This window comes from Acinetobacter brisouii (assembly GCF_008993995.1).
Classification (GTDB): Bacteria; Pseudomonadota; Gammaproteobacteria; order Pseudomonadales; family Moraxellaceae; genus Acinetobacter; species Acinetobacter brisouii_A.
The window spans coordinates 24,867-43,378 of the sequence record NZ_BKNN01000004.1 but is presented as its reverse complement, the minus strand read 5'-3'; the positions used below and the strand labels follow the sequence as shown (position 1 = coordinate 43,378).

Sequence of the window (18,512 nt, the reverse complement as noted above, 5' to 3'; positions counted from 1 at the left end):
GAGCGTGATGAAATTATTGATTCAACTTAAACAAACCCTTCATCGCTTTCAACAAGGAATCGCTGCATTCTTATCTGGGGCGATGACTTTACTACTTTGTTTGGCTATTCCTGCCACACAAGCCAGTGATATCGAGATTTATAAAAAGGCTACGGCAGGTACAGTCACCATTATGTTCTTGCTCGATAACTCGGGGAGTATGGCGAGTACAGATTCTACAGGGATTACCCGACTAGAACGTGTACGTCTTGGGATGATTGAAGCCCTTGCAGGTGGGGATGGTGTTTCAAAAATTGATGATGATAAAGTGATTGGTTTATCTACATTTTATAGCAACTCTGCAGGCTATGTAATGGTTCCAGCACGTGCCTTGAGTACTACAATTGCGGGTGGTGGTACTTATACTCAAAAAAAACCAATGGTTAAATATTATTATAATGGTTCAAAGTATGTATATAGCTCATGTACAGCATGGAGTGATTATGCAACCTGTACCTCATGGGGAGCAACAACAACAACTGCACCAGCATTAAACAGCTATACGAAGACAGCCTGTGCTTATGTAAATAGTAAAACATGTACTTTGTACTATACAAACACCACCATAAGCGTGACAGATCAACGAACCTTGTTGTTGAGCTTTTTAAGTACATGGACGGGGAGCTTTGCAACACCTTCAGGTGAGGCATATGCTGAGGTAGGTGCTTATATGTTGGGTACGACTACAGCAGGTACAAAAACTTGGTATAGCTGTGGTAGCAGTGGGTCAACAAATAAAAGTAGCTGTACAACTAGTACTAGTACCCCAACGGTAACAAGTTATACTTCAGATGGTGGTACAACAAGTGGTACAACCACAACGACTTATTATTATTTAACAAGTGGCAGTAAAACAACCTACTATTATAAATCAGTTGCTACAACGCCAACAGGAAGTGGCTTCCCCTATTCAGTTGACGGTGCTAAAAACGCTGCTCTTACAGCGTATACATCTCCTGTAAATACCGATAGTACTCAGTGTAGTGGGCAGGGGATTTATTTTTTAACAGATGGTGAACCAAATGGTAATGGAGATAGTGTGGTTAAGGCTTTAATGCAAAATGCCTTAACCAGTACTTATAGTAATAATATGACTTGTTCAGGTACTTTATTTAATAGTACTGGGGCAAATTATTCTGGCAATGCATGGAATTGTATCAGTGACTTCTCCCAGTTATTACGTAACAGAACTATTGCTGGTTCAACAAGTTCAAACAAGCTTAATCCTCTAGGTGTTGATATTAAAACCGCAATTGTGGGTTTTGGTGATACTATGAATAATATAACATCTTATAGTAGTTCTCTCACTCAGTTGCAAAACTTAAATAATATTGCTGGTTTAGCTAGTACCAATACTGATCTGAGTGCAATTAAAGCCGCATTAAATAGCGATGCAAAAAAAGCTGCTGCGTGGGGTGTATATGGTGGTGGTGGTTGGTACGCAGGTTCGAGTTCAAGTGACGTTGTCAATAGTGTAAACAACTTTATTACTTCATTAACTACTAATATTCCTGCTGTAACGACAGGTGCATCATACATTCCAACCGATGAACTCAACCCGACCGTTGTACAAAATTATGCTTACTCTGCACAGTTTCAGCCAACTCCAAGTGAAGTTTATCAGCTTTGGGCGGGTAACCTAAAAAAATATAATGTTATCAGTGGTTTGGTTAAGGATATTAAAGGTAACTCTATTGTTGATAGTAGCGGTACTTACGTGACTAACTACGATATTTGGTCGCAATATGTGACAGACTCTAGCTTAGCATCGACAGGTGGTGTGAAAGGTGTTTTACCGGTGGGTATGACATCATCTTATGTTGCCAATCGTAAATTATTAACCAACCGAGATAGCAGTGGAGCAGTCACAGCTACAACATTAAATCAAATTGGTTCAAGTTATGTCACCAATACAACTGATGTGGATCGTGGTTATCTTCTATCCTTGCTAGGCTATGTGATTAGTACTCCAGATGATACAACCAGTTTACCAACAACGACAGCAGGGTTGTCTGCGCTGAGTAGTCTTCGTCAAGTCGGTGCAGTCATGCATTCTACACCTGTTTTGTTGACTCAGTCAGGTACAGTAATCACCACAGGTGGCGTGACCAGTAGCTCAAATCGTGATGATTATGTTTTATTTGGTACAACACAGGGTGTCTTGTCTGTTGTTGATGCCGATACTGGGGAAGAGAAATTTGCTTTCTTACCGAATGAATTGATTACCACACAAAAACGAGCTTTCCAAACCAATACGGCAACGACAGGGTTTAGTAGTTCTACCTATCAAACGCTTTATTATGGCGTTGATGCTCCTTGGACAGCTTATAGTGAGTATGTTGCAAAGACTGATGGTAGCTTAACTGTTGGCTCTTCTGATATTAGTAGTGCAACAGGCAGTGGTATGCAAATGGCATACGGTGGACTACGTATGGGTGGACGAAGCTATTATGCTTTAAATCTGAAAGATATGAGTAATCCGAAGATTGCGTTCCGTATCGATCCAAATAATACAGCTGTGTATTGTAATAGTAGCTCACAGACGGATACCCCAGAAACTTGTTCCAGTTCAAAAACTTATAAAGAGTTGGGTTATATGGGACAGAGCTGGTCTAAGCCAAGTGTCGGTTGGGTGAAATGGAAAGGTTCTAAACGGTTGGTGATGTTTGTTGGTGGTGGCTATGATGCAGGTGGTACCAACGGTGATGGCACATTCAGTAGTAGTACAGGTGAACGTACTGCATTTTCAGGTTATGAAGGAGAATATAATAGCCAAGCCAATAACAAAGGTTCAGGTGTCTATATGTTTGACGCCTTGACAGGTCAGTTACTTTGGTGGGCTGGTGCAAATGCGACCTCAGCAAATACAACCTCAGGCGTTCAATATACAACCTCAGCCAACATGAAATATAGTGTAGTCAGCCAAATTAAAACAGTTGACCGTGATTCTGACGGTTTAATTGATCACTTGTATTTTGGCGATTTGGGTGGGCAGGTTTGGCGTGTTGATTTAAATAACACCTTAACCTCAACCACAGATACCAGTATGTTTGCAAAAACGCCTGTACGTTTGCTCAACTTAAATAATGGTCAGTACAGCCCACGTTTTTATGATATGCCTGCATTTTCAACTTATACGAATAATGGTTCGAAATTTGGTGTTGTGACGATTGGTAGTGGAAATCACAGTTCGCCACTATTTGATACTTCGGATACAAATTATAAAAATGATGCGATTTACAATATTTATGATAAGGATGTAGCGCGTTCTGATTTATTTAATATGAACAGTGCCAATTCAGCTTATACGGTCTGTGCTGCAACGAGTACCACATGTACAGGTTCTACTTTAAATACATCAGACAATACACTTTCGAATCTCGGAAAGCTTGCAAGCAATGCAAATAAAACAGCAGTTGCGCCCTATGCTACAAAAGAAGGTTGGTATTATTATTTTGCATCAAGTATGACGCAGGATGAGAAAATTCTGACGACTCCAATTGTACTTGATTATGATCTTTACGTAACCTCTTATGATGGTAGCCAAGCAGGTTCATCGGGTGACTGTGGTTCTGGTGTAAAAGGTGAAAGCTATGTAACACAATTCTGCATGCCATATGGTGTATGTACAGCCACTGAGGTTGCAGCTTCGAGCTTCATTTCGCATACATCTATAGGAACAGGGATTGTTGCCCCAAGTGTTGGATCAAGTAATAGTTCAGGAACAAATCGTGCATTAATTACGGCAACTGGAGCTTTAACAAGTGGCTCTAATGCTGCTTCAACATATTCAACAGCATTGGCATTACTGCCAAAACGTTGGTATGAAACGAGCAAGTAGAGTGTTTTTAGCATGAACATGAATCAAATTTCAAAAAATCGAGGATTTACGCTGATAGAATTAATGGTAGTGGTTGTAATTGTTGCTATTTTAGTAGCAATTGCAGTTCCTGCTTATCAAGAGTATGCACGACGTTCTCGTGCATCTCAGGCTGAGCAGGAAATGCAGCGCTTGGCTGTTTTGTTGGATCGTCATAAAGCCCGCAATTTTAATTACAAAGGTTTTTCGACAACAACAACCACAGTGGCAAGTAATACATCATATCCCTATACCCTGACCATCGTTGATCCAGATGTAAGCAATGTTACTTTGACAAATAGTACAGCCGTGGGTCGTAATTGGGCAATCAAAGCAACAACGGCAGATGACAGAAATTATAATTATTTATTAACGAGTACAGGGGTTCGCTGTAAGAATAAGACACAAAGCAGTGTTTCATATACGAGTTGTGGTACTACTGGTTCAGAGAGTTGGTAAATGACAATATACAAGCCAAATGGTTTTACTTTGATTGAATTAATGATTGTTGTCGCAATAATTGGGGTTTTGGCGGCGATTGCTTATCCAAGTTATACCAAATATAAGATAAAGGGAAATCGTGTTGATGTACAAAGTGAATTGATGCGAGTTGCTGGACGCTTACAAAGTTATAAGCTGGCGAATAATACTTATGCAAGTGCAACATTGACTGGTGTTGGTGGAACAGCAAATTATCCAAGCACAGGAACAGCGTATTATACAATTTCATTGGCTCTTGATGACGATAACCAAGGCTATACCTTAACGGCTACACCAGTCAGCTCAAGTCTACAAACAGGTAATGGCGTGGTGTGTTTAAACCAAGATGGACAAAAGTACTGGTCGCAAGGAGCGACAGCTTGTGTGCTAAGCAGTACATCAACTTGGGATACTAACTAAAATATATCTATGGTTTTGTAGGTAGCTTGCACAGAGTATAGACCAATACTCTGTGTAAGCTGATCAAACTGAGCTAGGCTGTACTAGCTCAAACCTGAGCTGTCACAGTTCCCCATTTTTTAGTGTGCCTGTCAGGTTAAATTTGAGCTAAATTCTTCTCAGCCCAAATTCGTTTTCCATCAAATAGGGTTTCTAGTGGTGTACGACCACAGCACATTTTTCTTTGATGAGTCCGTTCAGTATTATAAAATTTCAGTCAGTCGTCTAGATCCATTTGCAGCTCTTTGAGCATGCTATAAAGCTTTTTCCTAAATGTAATTTGATAAAATTCTTGCAAGATCGTCTTATGGAAATGCTCATAGGTCCCATTCGTTTGCAGTGATGCTGCTTTAGTTTTTATGTGATCAATATCATTAATGGCTAAATACAGCTCATAATCATGTTGTTCAACCTTACTGCATGAGCAGCGCTGCTGGGCAAAATGGTGCCCCTGTCTGTCAGAATACGCCGCATTGGTAGATCCTGTGTAAGCGTCCGCTGAACCCCATACCTATTTTTTAATTCGGTTCAGGTTTCCAGCGGTGTGGCAGTAATTCTTCTATTTGGGTCGCTTTATGTGTCGGCAGCCTTTTCAACACATCACTGAGATAGGCATACGGATCCAGCCCATTCAGTTTTGCTGACTGGATTAAAGTCATGATATTTGCCGCTCGCTGACCACTACGCAGTGACCCAGCAAACAGCCAGTTCTTGCGTCCCAAGGCCCAAGGACGCATCTGGTTTTCCACCCAGTTATTGTCAATTGGCAAATTGCCATCATCCAGATAGCGGCTTAAGGCTAGCCAACGCTTCAGAGTGTAATTGATGGCCTTGGCGGTGGCAGAACTCGATGGCACCGTCAGATGATGTTGGTTGAGCCATTCATATAGTTGTTGCATCACCGGTTGACTATGCTGTTGCCGGTATTCGCGGCGGTGTTCCGCTGTACCATCGGTCTTTCTCCTGAGTTCTGCTTCTATGGCATACAGTTTCTGAATCAGCACTAAGGCCTGTTCAGCGACCTGACTTTTCCCGGTCACATGCAGTTCATGGAATTTACGACGCGCATGCGCCATGCAACCCACTTCGATGACCTGACCTGATTTAAAGCTTGCCTTATAACCACTGTAATCATCACAGACCAAATGACCCTGCCAGCCTTTCAGGAAATCTTCAGCATGTTGACCTGATCGACTCGGCTGGAAGTCATAAATAACCGCCTGAATGGGATTGTATTGTGTGGTGGCATAGGCCCAGACATAACCTTTCTTCGGTTTTTTCTCATCATCACCTAGCTGCATGATGGTGACCGGTGTTTCGTCCGCATGAATCACCTGTTGCTGCAATATGATCTGTTTTAAGGCTTCTGCCAATGGCTCCAGCTCAACCCCGCAGCGACCTATCCAGTCCGATAATGTGGATCTAGACAGATCAACACCTGCGCGCAGAAAGATCTGGCGTTGGCGATACAGAGGTAAATGATCGGCATATTTGGACACCAGCACATGGCTGAGCAGTTCAGGACTGGCAATGCCTTTATCAATCACATAGGCAGGCATCGTTTGCTGCGTCAAGGTATCACACTGATCACAGACCCATTTACCACGCACATGCTGTTCCTTATAGAACTGTGCCGGTCTGAAATGCAGTTTTTCACTGATATCTTCGCCGATACGACGGAGTTGGCAGCCACAAGCACATTGGGTTGATACAGGTTCATGCTCAATACGGATGGTGTGTAGATGATCTGGCAGTGGTCGACGTTTAGGTTTATTGGTTTTGGCTTTCTGTGTCGCTGCATTGGTTTTATCTGCATTTAGCCGTTCCAGTTCTAGATCAACCGCGGCAATATCTTCTTCAACCGCTTCATCCCATAGATGGATTTGTTTTGCAGTGAGATGTTCGTTTTTACTGCCGAATTTGTGCTGTTTAAATAGTGCGAGTTCATGCTCGTATTTTTGATTGAGAGATGTTGAACTTTAGAATCTAATTGCTGATTGGTGACTTCAAGATGTTGAACTCTGGCATCTAATTGCTGGTTTGATTGTGCTAGAGACTGATGCTGCATCGCCAACTGTCTGGTGAATTCCAGCAGTTGTTCATGGGTCAGTTGGCTTAAGTCAGGCAGCGTATTCATGACCGCAGTATGCCTGAGGTCATGAAGAGAATGAAATAGAACGTTTGGAGGATGGCAGAATGGTCGAGCTTGGTTTAGAGCATATTCACCACTTGCTGCAATCCAATTCTCTGCCAGGGCAAACCTTGGATTAATGCCTGTAACTGTTCCGGGCTGAGGGCCACGGTTTCACCTTGGTGAACTTGAGCCCAGTGAAATTTACCCTGTTCCAACCTCCGGGCACACAGCCAGATACCCAGCCCATCATGTACCAACACTTTCATACGATGACCACGTTTATTACAGAACAGGTAGGCGCAATGCGGTTTGATGTAGCCAAAGGCTCTCACCACCTGAGCCATGGCAGTATCCATCCCCGCACGCATATCCATCGGCTGGGTAGAAAGCCAGATTTCATCGATGCGGATCATTGAGTCAAACCCTGGATCAGCAACAGTAATTCAGTTACTGACTCCACAGGCCAGTCGATCTCGATCATCTGATCCCTTGCGGAACCTTGTTCCTCACGTAGTGGAATCCTGATATGAGCAACTGCTTTATTCTCTGGTATAGGTGGCGGAGGTGCTTCTTGTTTGACTGGAGTCGAAGGTAGCACAATGGGAAGAAAGTCGACCTGTATACTGGATGGGGTTGTTAATGCAGGGGGCATTGATCTGAACTGACGAATCCATTTATGCAGCAGATTGGCATTGATCTGATGTTGCATTGCTACCTTGGCCACCGATGTATCTGGCTGCTGACATTGCTGAATAAGTTGATGTTTAAATTCAGCCGTGAAGGTTCGACGGGGCTTTTTTAGCGTTGGTGCGCTGTCTATAACTGTCTTTAAATCCATAATAAATAGGTGTCCACTTAAATTTTAGTGGACACTATCGCGGTATTAATGAGTTAGAAAAAGTGGGGTTCAGCGGACGCTTACGATCCTGTGACTGATAAAATGGTAGTACGCGATCATTTAATAGATCTGCTGCTGTAATCGGTATTTTTGTAGTGTAAAGCTTACAATGTACGACTTTACTCTAGGTATCGATGAGCGTTTGTTGATAGATTCGACTAACGCCTTTGAGATTGTCAACGTAAAATGTATCTTGTGCTCCAAGATATCTTGGATAGCGTGTTTCTATTTCGCCACAGGCAACATCATCTTCATGTTTACGCTCAAGCGCAGCAATTTGATGATCATTTAGTTCGATACCATCCTATGTCACTTTAGCTTCGAGTGTTTTTAAACGCTTCTTAAAGTTCTCTAAATTATGGCAGAGCCAAATAGAGCAAATGCTACTATCTGAAACAAATACACCCTTCTTATGCAATTCGTTACTAGTACGATGCTGACCATAAGCTGGATATTGAATTACGAAATTAATAACCGCTAGCTCTGTAGCGTCATCCACGCGGTTTTTTAGATTCGGTACTCGTCGGGATTTATTGATGAGTCAATCTACATCACCTGATTCGACGAGTTCCTGATAATGGTAAAAGGTATCTCTAGAGACTCCCATGACTTTACAAGCGCTAGAGACATTCTGAAGTTCTTTAGCTAAATTGTTATTTGATAGTTCAGTTTTTACAACTGGATCTAGCTCAAAGATTTCAAATCTTCGTCAAACACTAAATACCGATAGCTGTCCAGTTCAATTAGATCAATCTATGACTAAATGGAAATTAGTGCCTATGCGATTCAGAAAGGATATTGATCATCATCTTACAAATCCTATTCCAACTATTATAACTGATCACTTTTCACAGAAAAATGATCAGTTAGCAGGTGCTATGGAGCGTATGTACTTTACTAAAGAGTTGGGTTGGACACGATGGGAAGCATGGAAAAATCTTTCAGCAAAAGGTGCTAATTCTGCACAAATTATGAAGCGTGCAAATGCATTAAAAGAATCTGGACGTTGTGATATACGGGATGGGCAGCCGAATAATAATAAAAATTGGGTAATGGTAGATTGTCGTGAATGGACTAATATTCAGCCTGTAGATGCTGATGTATCTAAGCCTTCTCAGTTTTGGATAGAGAAATTATTGTCACATCCACAAATGCAAAAAATATCGCATTAGGACGTACAAACTACCTGCAACAATTGAATGGGAGTAAAATCGGGATTTCAAAATGAAACGCATTTTGCCGATTTTACGACAAAGGCTATGCCTGCGGCAGGAGGGATTTCAAAAAGCGAAGCTTCTTGCCTGAATTCCGCTAAGAGCTATGCTCGTGACAGAATAGAAAGTTTTGAGAAGAAGGACGCGTAAGCGTCCTTTTTTGAATATAAATAAACGCATCAGAACTGATCTGCTGATCACTATGAATTTTAGTCAATGGAGAATTGCTTAAAAATTAGGTAAAATGCGCCCACGCAATTGACTATTGAAAGAGAGCTTAAAATGACGGATGCGAAGGCAGCTAAGATTCCTCATGTGTTGGTGATTATGGATGGTGTTGGGCATCGTGAAGCGATTGAAGACAATGCTTTCTTAGCAGCAAAAACGCCAAATTTGACGGCAATGCAAGCAAAGCATCCGCATAGCTTAATTTCAGGTTCAGGTGAAGACGTTGGTCTACCTGACGGGCAAATGGGCAACTCTGAAGTTGGACACATGAACTTGGGTGCAGGTCGTGTGTTGTATCAAGACTTTACCCGCATTACTAAAGACATTCGTTCAGGTGCGTTTTTTGAACATGAAGTATTGGTCGATGCTGTCGAAAAAGCCAAAACGACAGGCGGTGCAGTCCACATTATGGGGCTGTTGTCTGAAGGTGGTGTGCATTCACATGAAGATCATATCGTGGCGATGTGCGAACTGGCACTGAAACGTGGTGCAAAAGTCTATCTGCATGCTTTCCTTGATGGTCGTGATACACCACCACGCAGCGCTGAGCCATCTTTACAAAAACTTGATGCTGTCTTTGCTCAATATCCAAATCAAGGTCGTATTGCGACCATGATTGGTCGTTACTTTGCAATGGATCGTGACAATCGTTGGGATCGTGTAGAACAAGCCTATCGTTTATTGACCGAAGGTGAGGCTGTTCGCGTTGTTGCTACAGCAACAGAAGGTCTGGCACAAGCTTATGCAGCAGATGAAAGCGATGAATTTGTCAAAGCAACTCGCGTGGGTGATATTGCTGCCATTCAAGATGGTGACAGCGTTGTCTTTATGAATTTCCGTGCCGACCGTGCTCGTGAATTGACCCGCGCCTTTGTGGAAAAAGACTTTACAGGATTCCAACGTAAAGCTGTGCCACAACTGGCAAAATACGTGATGCTTACCCGTTACCAAGCCAGCATTGATGCACCTGTCGCTTATATGCCTGAAGCTTTACATAACTCACTCGGCGAATACTTGTCGAATTTGGGTAAAACCCAGTTGCGTATTGCTGAAACTGAAAAATATGCCCATGTCACTTTCTTCTTCAGTGGTGGTCGTGAAGACGAATACCCTGGTGAAAAACGCATTTTGATTCCATCACCGAATGTTGCAACTTATGATCTCAAACCAGAAATGAGTGCTTACGAAGTGACAGATGAACTGGTGAATGCGATCAATTCTGGTGAATACGACCTGTTGGTAGTGAATTTTGCCAATGGTGATATGGTGGGGCATACAGGTATTTTCAGTGCAGCAGTAAAAGCAGTTGAAGCAGTTGATACCTGCTTAGGCCGCGTCTATGATGCAGTGATGGCGAATCATGGTCATATGCTGATTACTGCCGATCATGGTAATGTTGAGCAAATGCAAGACTATGACAGTGGTCAGGTACATACCCAACATACCACTGAGTTGGTGCCATTTATTTATGTGGGCCCAACCCAAGCGGTGATTGCTGAAGGTGGTGTGTTAGCCGATGTTGCACCGACTTTATTACATCTCATGAATATTCCTGCGCCCGCTGAAATGCGTGGACGCAATTTAATTACATTACAAGCATAAAGGTGAATGGATGATTCAAAAACTCAAGCATGTCTGTCTTGCGACCAGTTTAGCACTCTGTTGTTTGAGTCATCCAGTTTATGCCGCAACGGCAGCAGCGACAAATGAAGCTGATGCCGAACTTGATTATGATACCGATGGCTCAGAGTCTCGTAATGATGAAGTTCCTGTCGATTCTATTCAAAAATTTGTTCAAATTTATAGTCTTGTCAAAGATAACTATGTCACCGAAAAATCAGATGATGCACTGTTTGAACAGGCAATTAAGGGCTTGGTGGGTGGCTTAGATCGTTATTCGCGTTACCTTTCACCTGAAGATTATCGTCAACTGATGCAATACACTGAAGGAGATGTCGCATCAGTCGATTTTGATTTGGTATTCGATAAATTACGGCATCAGTGGCAAATACAAGACTTAAAAGATAGCTCGGATTCTGTCAAGTTAGGTCTACATAATGGCATGACCGTTTATAAAATTGACAATCAAGAGCTAAAAGATTTGAACCGCGAACAAGTTCGTAATTTACTCTATGGTTCAATCGGTACAGTACTCACGGTACAAACGGCACCTATTGGTCAGCCTGTTACTATCGTGCGCAATAAAAAAGTTGAAGTGGAAGTATCTTCTACGCTCTTACACAATCAAGTTTTAGTCATCAAGGTGCCTGTTTTTCAACAAGAAACAGCCAGTGAAATTAAAAATATTATTGAGCAGTATTCCCAAAATCGTCTTAAAGCTGTCTTGATTGACCTGAGAAATAATCCTGGGGGATTACTCTCAGCAGCAGTTGAAACGGCTGATCTATTTTTAAGTAATGGGGTGATTGTCACCACCAAAAGCCGCTCTGAAGGTGATCAAACTTTTCAAGCTTTGCCTGGTAATAAATTCAACAATATCAAATTAGGTTTGTTGATTAATGGTCGTTCAGCATCAGCTGCAGAGGTCTTTACTGCTGCATTGAAAGAGCATGATCGTGCATGGGTCATGGGCGAAAAAAGTTATGGTAAAGGGGTTGTACAAAAGCTTTTTCCACTGCCAAATGGTGCAGCTTTACAAATGACGGTTTCTCATTATTATACCCCTAAAGGCAATATGATCGATGGGCAAGGAATCCAACCCAATCAGATTTATGCACTGCCGATTGAAATGAAAGATGAATTATATGTAGATAATATTGCTGAAATTTTAGTGAAACATAAGTAGCCAATGGATACTCTAGTTCATCGTTATCTGTGAATTAGAGTATCAGTAAAGCAGTCAGCTCTCTTCATCACCATCGACATCTAGCCCAAATTTTTTCAGACGATAGCGTAAAGAGCGAAATGACATTTGTAATTTCTTTGCCGCTAGTGTCCGATTCCAATGCGTCATTTCAAGAGAATTCAGTAAAATATTTTTCTCAATATTTTCTAAATAAGCCTCTAAACCTTCTTCAGGTAATTTAAAACGCTGGCGTGATACCATAACATCATCTTGTACCATTGCCACAGAAGAGGATTCTAGAGGATGTAGCATGCCAAGCGATGTATCATGATCTAATCGACCGTTCGCTGTAGGAGTGAATGGCTGTGGGCTAGGATGTTGTTTAGAGTTGGATCTTACATGAATGACATCAATTGTATTGGAATCACTGAGGGTTAATGCACGTTCAATAATATTGCGTAACTCGCGTACATTGCCCGAGAAGGTTTGTTCGAGTAGAAATTGTTGTGCATTCAAAGTGAGTTGTTTGTTTGGAATTTGCCATTCATGACAGACTTTCTGAATAAAATAATGGGCAAGTTCTAAGATATCCTGTCCGCGTTCACGTAGTGGTGGAAGGCGTATGTCCATGACATGTAAGCGGAAAAACAAATCTTGACGAAATTTACCCTGTTGAATCAGTGCTTCTAAATTCTGATGTGTTGCACTAATGATTCGAAAATCAACGGCAATTTCGATGTCACTACCGATAGGTCGAATTTTCTTTTCCTGAACAGCACGCAGCAGTTTGACCTGCATATTCATGGGGAGTTCTGCAATTTCATCAAGAAATAAACTTCCGCCATGAGCTGCCTGAATCAGACCTTGTTTGTCTTGAGTCGCATTGGTAAAGCTGCCTTTTTTGTGTCCAAACAGTTCACTTTCCATAAGTTCGACAGGAATTGCACCGCAGTTAATTGGAATGAATGGACCATTTTTGCGATTACTGAGGCAATGAATCAGGTTGGCAACCACCTCTTTACCTGTCCCAGATTCTCCTGTAATGAAAACAGGAGCTTGGGTTCTGGACATTTTACGAATGGTATGTTTCAGCTGCTGCATGATTTGAGAACTACCAATCAGCATACGCTCTTCAATTTCTGAGGATGCGATTGCATCTTGACGATCATCTACAGCAACAATGGCTTTTTCCAAAAGCTGTTGCAAATCTTCAGGTCGAACAGGTTTGCTGACAAAGTCAAAAGCACCTGCTTTGAGTGCTGCTATTGCAATTTCCATATTGCCATACGCCGTAATCACCGCAATCGGTGTATTGGGATAATGTTCAGTGACATGTTGTACCAGTTGGATACCATCACCATCAGGGAGATTTAAATCGGTTAAGCAGGCATCAAAACGATGTGCCTTAAGTTGCTGTTTGGCTTGAGTCACGTTATAGGCGACTTCAGCTCGAATCCCTATACGCTTTAAACTCATCTGCATGAGCATGCATAAATCTTTTTCATCATCGACCAAAAGCACGCGCGGTTGCTGAGTTGACATAATGCTCCAATGACTTATTGTATTTGAATGGCAGGGCATTCAACGCGGAAACAGGTTCCGTCTTGTAGTTTGATATAACTTAATTTTGCCTGATTTGCTTCACAAAAACTACGTGAAAGGTATAGCCCCAAGCCTGTTCCATCAATTTGTGTGGTGAAAAAAGGATTAAAGAGGTTATGTACTTTATCCGCAGAAATGCCTTCACCAAAATCAATCACATCAATATAAGCATAATCTTCTTGCTGATAGGCATAGACATGAATTTGTGGATGTTCAGGTGAATTATGCCTTAAAGCATTACGAATCAAGTTAATAAGAACCTGTCTAAATTGTGCTTCATCAAATGAAATTAACACAGGATTAGGAATTTCTACATGAATTTTTTGATGAGATTCATTCAAATCTTCAACGATGAGTTGAGGTAAAAATTTTTCTAATGCGATATCTGTTGGTACAGTTGCCTGATTTCGTGCCATATTTAGAGTTGATTGAATAATGTGATCAATCCGTTTAGCTTGTTTCTGAATCATGCCAGTCAGCATGTGTTGTTGTTCAGGCTCGGCATCGATAAATAAGGCATTGGCTTGTACAATGCTTGCCAGTGGATTACGAATTTCATGGGCAATACTTGCAGAGAGTTGCCCAAGTGCTGCCAGTTTAAGCTGTTGAACTTGTTGATTGAGCTTTTGGGCATCTTGCATGATAAATAGCGTTAAGGTTTGTTGCGGTAACTCTAATTTTTGTACCCGAATATGAATACCATAGCGAGATTGCATGGTTTCAAAAATAAAGCGCTCTCCTTGATTGACCACATTTTGTAATAAATACTGATAAAGATCAGGTTGAATTTCTTGTAATGGTGCCGGGCGAAAGACCAGTAATGTGGGGATGCCCAACAAGTTATAGGCTGCAGGGTTACTGAGAACGACGTTCATTTCTTCATCAATTGCAAGATAGCCCATATCAATTTGTTCGAGGATATAGCGATTGATATTCTGTAATTGTAATAACTCTAAAGACTGGGAAATACTGATATTTTCAAGCAAACGAAAGCGTTGAACCGCAAATTGCCCCGTCAGATAGACCACAAAAAACAAAAAAGCCAGTAGGATGCTATTGCCAATATTGCTCAGATCAGAGGCACTCAACCAACTCCCAAAAAGTTGTAAGTATAAAACAGCAATTGTGGAGGCTAAAGTAATGCTTAGCGCTTGACGTCGACTGAGTAATAAATTGGTGACAAAGATCGTAATAACAAATAACAAGCCGATATGAAGGTTTGGCCCACCAATTGCAAAGGTCAATGCACCAAAGCAAGTAACATCAATTAAACTAATCAGGAGTAACTGTCGGGGTAATGCAACTGTTGGAAACAGTCTAAGCATTAAAAGTTGTAAAGTCCCCAAAAAGGCATACACTAATAATGTAAAAAAATAGACATCAATATGGCTGTAGTTATCTTTAAGCTGATTAAATGTCAAAAAAAAGATGAGTAATAGACTAAAAGAAATAATCAGCCGATATACCCCATACCACAACCCAAGGCGATAGAGCGTATTGGAGCTGACGGCAGAGAGAGCATTCATGGCAGATGATCCATTAAGGTTTGATTAAACCGTAGCGCATGGCCAAATGCGTGAGTTTGACATCGCTATCAATTTCGAGTTTTTCAAAAATACGATAACGGTAGGTGTTGACGGTTTTGACACTGACAAATAGCTTATCCGCAATCGCCTGAGCACTATGACAATTGACGACCATCATCGCAACTTGCATTTCTCGTTCAGAGAGTTGGTCGAATGGTGATTTTTGTGTTTCAGATAAATAAGAGCTAGCCAATTGCTCTGCAATATCGGCACTAAAATACTTACCACCTTGCATGACTTTATTGATGGCGCGCAACATTTCCTGAATAGGGGCACCTTTAGTGATATAGCCCTTGGCACCTGCTTTCAGCAGTAAAGAGGGATAGGGTTCTTCGGCTAAGCCACTGACAGCAATCACCTTGGTTTCAGGAGTAATTTGCAAAAGACGGCGAGTTGTTTCAACGCCACCAATACCTGGCATATTGACATCAAGTAACACCACATTAGGATGATGTTGCCGTGCTAAGATGAGCGCTTCTTCTCCTGATTCGGCTTGACCAATGACTTCAACATCCGCATGGTCTGCCAACATACGACAAATCCCTGTGCGTACTAATTCATGATCATCCACAACTAAAACCGAAATCACGAATGACACCTCCAATCCAAATTATTTTTGTTACATAAAGCAAATTAAGCTTGCAATGAAACGACAAAATTAGCAATGCTATCCTAAAATATAACCTAAAAGTTATGCACAATAACTCAACTCCAAAGAAGCGAGTGTATTGTGCAAATGTAAGGCATATTCGTGGTAATACGCAAATGTATCTTACCGCCCCTGAGTTGAGTGTAATATTGTGAAAAGTTTAAAAAAATCTTTAGTGCGTGCTTTGAGCATGTCGATGCTGGTTGGGTTGAGCGCCAACAGTTTTGCAGAACTCATCGTGAACAGTGGCTCGGGGGCAGTTTCCCAAGCAAAATTAAACTGGTCAACCGATGAAGCAAAACAATTGCTCAGTCAAGATCGAAACAGTGCTGAGGTTTCCCCACGCGGAAGCGTTAGTGCAACCACAACTTTACGTAGTAACACACCGCGTGTGATTGATGCAAGTTTTGCCAATCGTGGTGGACCAAGTGTTGCAGCGGGTTCAGCATTGGTGATGGATGCCCATACAGGAGAAGTCTTGTATAGCAAAAATAGCAATGCATCACGTCCGATTGCATCGATTACCAAACTCATGACAGCTGTTGTGACGGCTGATGCACGTTTAAACATGTCTGAACAGATTACACTGCAGCAGAGTGATTTTGATGGTCCAAAACGTGCAAGCTCAACATTAAAGCCAGGTGATCAGATGAACCGTGCTGAAGTGTTGCTTGTTGCATTAATGAAGTCAGAAAATCCTGCTGCTGCTGCGTTGGCTCGGACTTATCCAGGAGGCAAACCTGCCTTTGTTGCCGCGATGAATGCTAAAGCTCGCCAGTTGGGAATGAGTTCAACCCATTATTATGAATCAACAGGCTTAGATGCACGTAATGTGTCCTCTGCACGTGATTTGGGTATTTTAGTGGCTGAAGCATCTCGTTATGGCGTGATTCGTCAGTTCTCATCAACACCACATTATGATTTTGATTTGGGTTATCGTGTACTTAAATCAAATAATACCAATGCTTTGGTACGTAATGGTGGTTGGAATATCAACTTGTCTAAAACAGGTTTTATTAATGAAGCAGGTCGTTGTGTTGTCATGCATGCAACGATCAATTCACGCCCGACAGTTGTGGTATTGTTGGGTGAACCAACCACACAATCACGTAACAGTGATGCAACCAATTTGTTGAGCTGGGTGAATCAGTTACCAAAACAGATCTAATCTGATGACTTTTCAAAAAAAGCCTTTCTAAGATGAAAGGCTTTTTTATGTCTAACAAATCGGGTGTATTGGTATTTTGCAGATGCTTGATTGAACTGGAAAATTTCTAAAAAAACAACATTTTTAAACTTTTATTAGCTCATCTAAGCGAGAAGATCAAAATAAAAAACCAGTTGCAAGCAACTGGTTTTTTTACTTCAGCAAAAGACTTACATATTTGAAAGGATAGAATCTTTCACTTGATCCATAGTGGCATCAATAGATAACATGACAGCATCTGCACATTGTTTGATCGCTGTATCTGGGTCTTTCAAACCGTTACCAGTCACTGTACATACAATCACAGAACCTTCAGCAATTTTACCTGCTTTAATATCGCGAATCGCACCGCCAATTGAAGCAGCAGAAGCAGGCTCAACAAACACACCTTCATACATTGAAAGCAAACGTTGTGCCTCTAGGATTTCAGCATCTTGTAATTCGTCGAACCAACCTTTAGAGTCACGAACAACCGCTTTCGCATGGTTCCAGCTTTGTGGATTACCAATACGAATTGCTGTTGCAACTGTTTCAGGATTCGCAATAGGTGCACCACGAAGGAAAGGTGCAGCGCCAGCAGCTTGATAACCGACCATTGTTGGTAAGCCTTCTGGTTTAGGGCCTGTGAATTGATCAGTTTCAGCATCGTAAATGACTTGTTCAAACTGGTCAGCAGGTTGATTGGCAACGGCTTCGGTATAACCCATCCAGTGCGCAGTGATGTTACCCGCATTACCGACAGGTAAGCAGTGATAATCTGGTGCACGACCCAATGCTTCTACCACTTCATAAGCAATGGTTTTTTGACCTTGCAAACGGTAAGGGTTGATTGAGTTGACAATTGTTACAGGTGCTTGATCAGCCACTTCTTTTACAAGACGCATACCATCATCGAAGTTACCACGGATTTGCATGGTAATTGCACCGTACATCATCGCCTGAGCCATTTTACCCATTGCGATTTTACCTTCAGGAATCAAAACGAATGCTTTGATGCCAGCACGAGCTGCATAAGCCGCCGCAGCAGCAGAAGTGTTACCTGTAGATGCACAGATAATAGCTTTCGAACCTGCTTCAACTGCTTTAGTCACTGCCATGGTCATACCACGGTCTTTAAATGAACCAGTTGGGTTAAGACCTTCGTATTTCACATAGATTTCAACATCTTTGCCAATAATACGTGGAATATTCTCCAGTTTAATGAGAGGGGTGTTACCTTCACCTAAAGAAATTGCACGTGTAGTTGCAGATACAGGTAAACGATCACGATAACGATCTACAAGACCAGTATAACGATTGGCATTCGACATGATGATGTTCCAATGAAAAAAGAAGCATGACGAGGGGATTG

Annotated in this window: 13 protein-coding genes and 3 pseudogenes; 7 read left to right on the top strand and 9 right to left on the bottom strand. The window is 41.7% G+C overall.

Features of this window, described 5'->3' with window-relative positions; genetic code table 11:
- The first annotated feature begins 7 nt into the window (after positions 1 to 7).
- From GBN19_RS02115 to GBN19_RS02105, 3 genes are read left to right on the top strand one after another with little or no spacing between them, the layout of a single operon-like run.
- A complete protein-coding gene (locus tag GBN19_RS02115; RefSeq protein WP_151776978.1) occupies positions 8 to 3,880 on the top strand; it encodes a pilus assembly protein PilY in 3,873 nt (1,290 codons plus the stop codon).
- Between the two features lie 12 nt (positions 3,881 to 3,892).
- Positions 3,893 to 4,357: a type IV pilin protein gene (locus GBN19_RS02110; RefSeq protein ID WP_171494416.1), complete on the top strand. Its 465-nt coding sequence runs from the start codon at positions 3,893 to 3,895 to the stop codon at positions 4,355 to 4,357.
- A complete protein-coding gene (locus GBN19_RS02105; RefSeq protein WP_171494415.1) occupies positions 4,358 to 4,798 on the top strand; it encodes a type IV pilin protein in 441 nt (146 codons plus the stop codon). It begins immediately after the preceding gene.
- Between the two features lie 136 nt (positions 4,799 to 4,934).
- Here the strand turns inward: GBN19_RS02105 and GBN19_RS02100 are convergent.
- The 5 genes and pseudogenes from GBN19_RS02100 to GBN19_RS02080 all read right to left on the bottom strand — a co-directional run.
- Positions 4,935 to 5,326: pseudogene (locus GBN19_RS02100) on the bottom strand (IS481 family transposase); the annotation flags it as partial.
- A 29-nt stretch (positions 5,327 to 5,355) separates the two neighbouring features.
- A pseudogene (tnpC, locus tag GBN19_RS02095) lies at positions 5,356 to 6,974 on the bottom strand (IS66 family transposase).
- 74 nt (positions 6,975 to 7,048) lie between these two features.
- On the bottom strand, positions 7,049 to 7,384 hold the full coding sequence (gene tnpB / locus GBN19_RS02090; protein WP_068523813.1) for an IS66 family insertion sequence element accessory protein TnpB: 336 nt from the start codon (positions 7,382 to 7,384) through the stop codon (positions 7,049 to 7,051).
- Positions 7,381 to 7,809, bottom strand: coding sequence for an IS66-like element accessory protein TnpA (gene tnpA, locus GBN19_RS02085; RefSeq protein ID WP_151776977.1), 429 nt, complete (start codon positions 7,807 to 7,809; stop codon positions 7,381 to 7,383). The genes tnpB and tnpA overlap by 4 nt, the downstream gene beginning before the upstream one ends.
- Before the next feature lie 88 nt (positions 7,810 to 7,897).
- Positions 7,898 to 8,566, bottom strand: a pseudogene (locus GBN19_RS02080) (helix-turn-helix domain-containing protein); the annotation flags it as partial.
- A gap of 58 nt (positions 8,567 to 8,624) precedes the next feature.
- Between GBN19_RS02080 and GBN19_RS02075 the strand changes: the two are divergent.
- The 3 genes from GBN19_RS02075 (at position 8,625) to GBN19_RS02065 (ending at position 12,117) form a co-directional block, all read left to right on the top strand.
- On the top strand, positions 8,625 to 9,041 hold the full coding sequence (locus tag GBN19_RS02075) for a hypothetical protein (protein ID WP_151709313.1): 417 nt from the start codon (positions 8,625 to 8,627) through the stop codon (positions 9,039 to 9,041).
- Positions 9,042 to 9,365: 324 nt separating this feature from the next.
- Positions 9,366 to 10,913 carry a 2,3-bisphosphoglycerate-independent phosphoglycerate mutase gene (gpmI, locus tag GBN19_RS02070; RefSeq protein WP_151776976.1) on the top strand — a complete coding sequence of 516 codons (1,548 nt, stop codon included), beginning with the start codon at positions 9,366 to 9,368 and terminating at the stop codon, positions 10,911 to 10,913.
- Between the two features lie 10 nt (positions 10,914 to 10,923).
- Positions 10,924 to 12,117, top strand: coding sequence for a S41 family peptidase (locus tag GBN19_RS02065; protein ID WP_151776975.1), 1,194 nt, complete (start codon positions 10,924 to 10,926; stop codon positions 12,115 to 12,117).
- Between the two features lie 54 nt (positions 12,118 to 12,171).
- Here GBN19_RS02065 and GBN19_RS02060 read toward each other — a convergent pair whose 3' ends face one another.
- The 3 genes from GBN19_RS02060 to gacA are packed head-to-tail and all read right to left on the bottom strand — an operon-like array spanning position 12,172 to position 15,894.
- Positions 12,172 to 13,659 (bottom strand): sigma-54-dependent transcriptional regulator, encoded by a 1,488-nt coding sequence (locus tag GBN19_RS02060; protein ID WP_151776974.1) that lies wholly within the window; start codon positions 13,657 to 13,659, stop codon positions 12,172 to 12,174.
- Between the two features lie 14 nt (positions 13,660 to 13,673).
- Positions 13,674 to 15,245: a sensor histidine kinase gene (locus GBN19_RS02055; RefSeq protein WP_151776973.1), complete on the bottom strand. Its 1,572-nt coding sequence runs from the start codon at positions 15,243 to 15,245 to the stop codon at positions 13,674 to 13,676.
- Between the two features lie 13 nt (positions 15,246 to 15,258).
- Complete coding sequence (gene gacA, locus GBN19_RS02050; protein WP_151709318.1) at positions 15,259 to 15,894, bottom strand: response regulator transcription factor GacA; 636 nt, start codon at positions 15,892 to 15,894, stop codon at positions 15,259 to 15,261.
- Between the two features lie 211 nt (positions 15,895 to 16,105).
- On the opposite strand from gacA, the gene GBN19_RS02045 reads away from it, so the two are divergent.
- A complete protein-coding gene (locus tag GBN19_RS02045) occupies positions 16,106 to 17,122 on the top strand; it encodes a serine hydrolase (protein ID WP_151776972.1) in 1,017 nt (338 codons plus the stop codon).
- Between the two features lie 209 nt (positions 17,123 to 17,331).
- On the opposite strand, the gene thrC is transcribed toward GBN19_RS02045, so the two are convergent.
- The gene (gene thrC, locus GBN19_RS02040; RefSeq protein WP_151709320.1) at positions 17,332 to 18,471 is read right to left on the bottom strand and encodes a threonine synthase; all 1,140 of its coding nucleotides are present in this window, start codon (positions 18,469 to 18,471) and stop codon (positions 17,332 to 17,334) included.
- Between the last annotated feature and the right edge of the window lie 41 nt (positions 18,472 to 18,512).

What these genes read in the sequence shown, in the direction of transcription:
- GBN19_RS02075 (WP_151709313.1), top strand. Translation starts at nt 8,625, where the DNA reads ATGACTAAATGGAAATTAGTGCCTATGCGATTCAGAAAGGATATTGAT.
- GBN19_RS02060 (WP_151776974.1), bottom strand. Translation starts at nt 13,659, where the DNA reads ATGTCAACTCAGCAACCGCGCGTGCTTTTGGTCGATGATGAAAAAGAT.
- tnpB (WP_068523813.1), bottom strand. Translation starts at nt 7,384, where the DNA reads ATGATCCGCATCGATGAAATCTGGCTTTCTACCCAGCCGATGGATATG.
- tnpA (WP_151776977.1), bottom strand. Translation starts at nt 7,809, where the DNA reads ATGGATTTAAAGACAGTTATAGACAGCGCACCAACGCTAAAAAAGCCC.
- GBN19_RS02110 (WP_171494416.1), top strand. Translation starts at nt 3,893, where the DNA reads ATGAACATGAATCAAATTTCAAAAAATCGAGGATTTACGCTGATAGAA.
- GBN19_RS02115 (WP_151776978.1), top strand. Translation starts at nt 8, where the DNA reads ATGAAATTATTGATTCAACTTAAACAAACCCTTCATCGCTTTCAACAA.
- thrC (WP_151709320.1), bottom strand. Translation starts at nt 18,471, where the DNA reads ATGTCGAATGCCAATCGTTATACTGGTCTTGTAGATCGTTATCGTGAT.
- gpmI (WP_151776976.1), top strand. Translation starts at nt 9,366, where the DNA reads ATGACGGATGCGAAGGCAGCTAAGATTCCTCATGTGTTGGTGATTATG.
- GBN19_RS02065 (WP_151776975.1), top strand. Translation starts at nt 10,924, where the DNA reads ATGATTCAAAAACTCAAGCATGTCTGTCTTGCGACCAGTTTAGCACTC.
- GBN19_RS02055 (WP_151776973.1), bottom strand. Translation starts at nt 15,245, where the DNA reads ATGAATGCTCTCTCTGCCGTCAGCTCCAATACGCTCTATCGCCTTGGG.
- GBN19_RS02105 (WP_171494415.1), top strand. Translation starts at nt 4,358, where the DNA reads ATGACAATATACAAGCCAAATGGTTTTACTTTGATTGAATTAATGATT.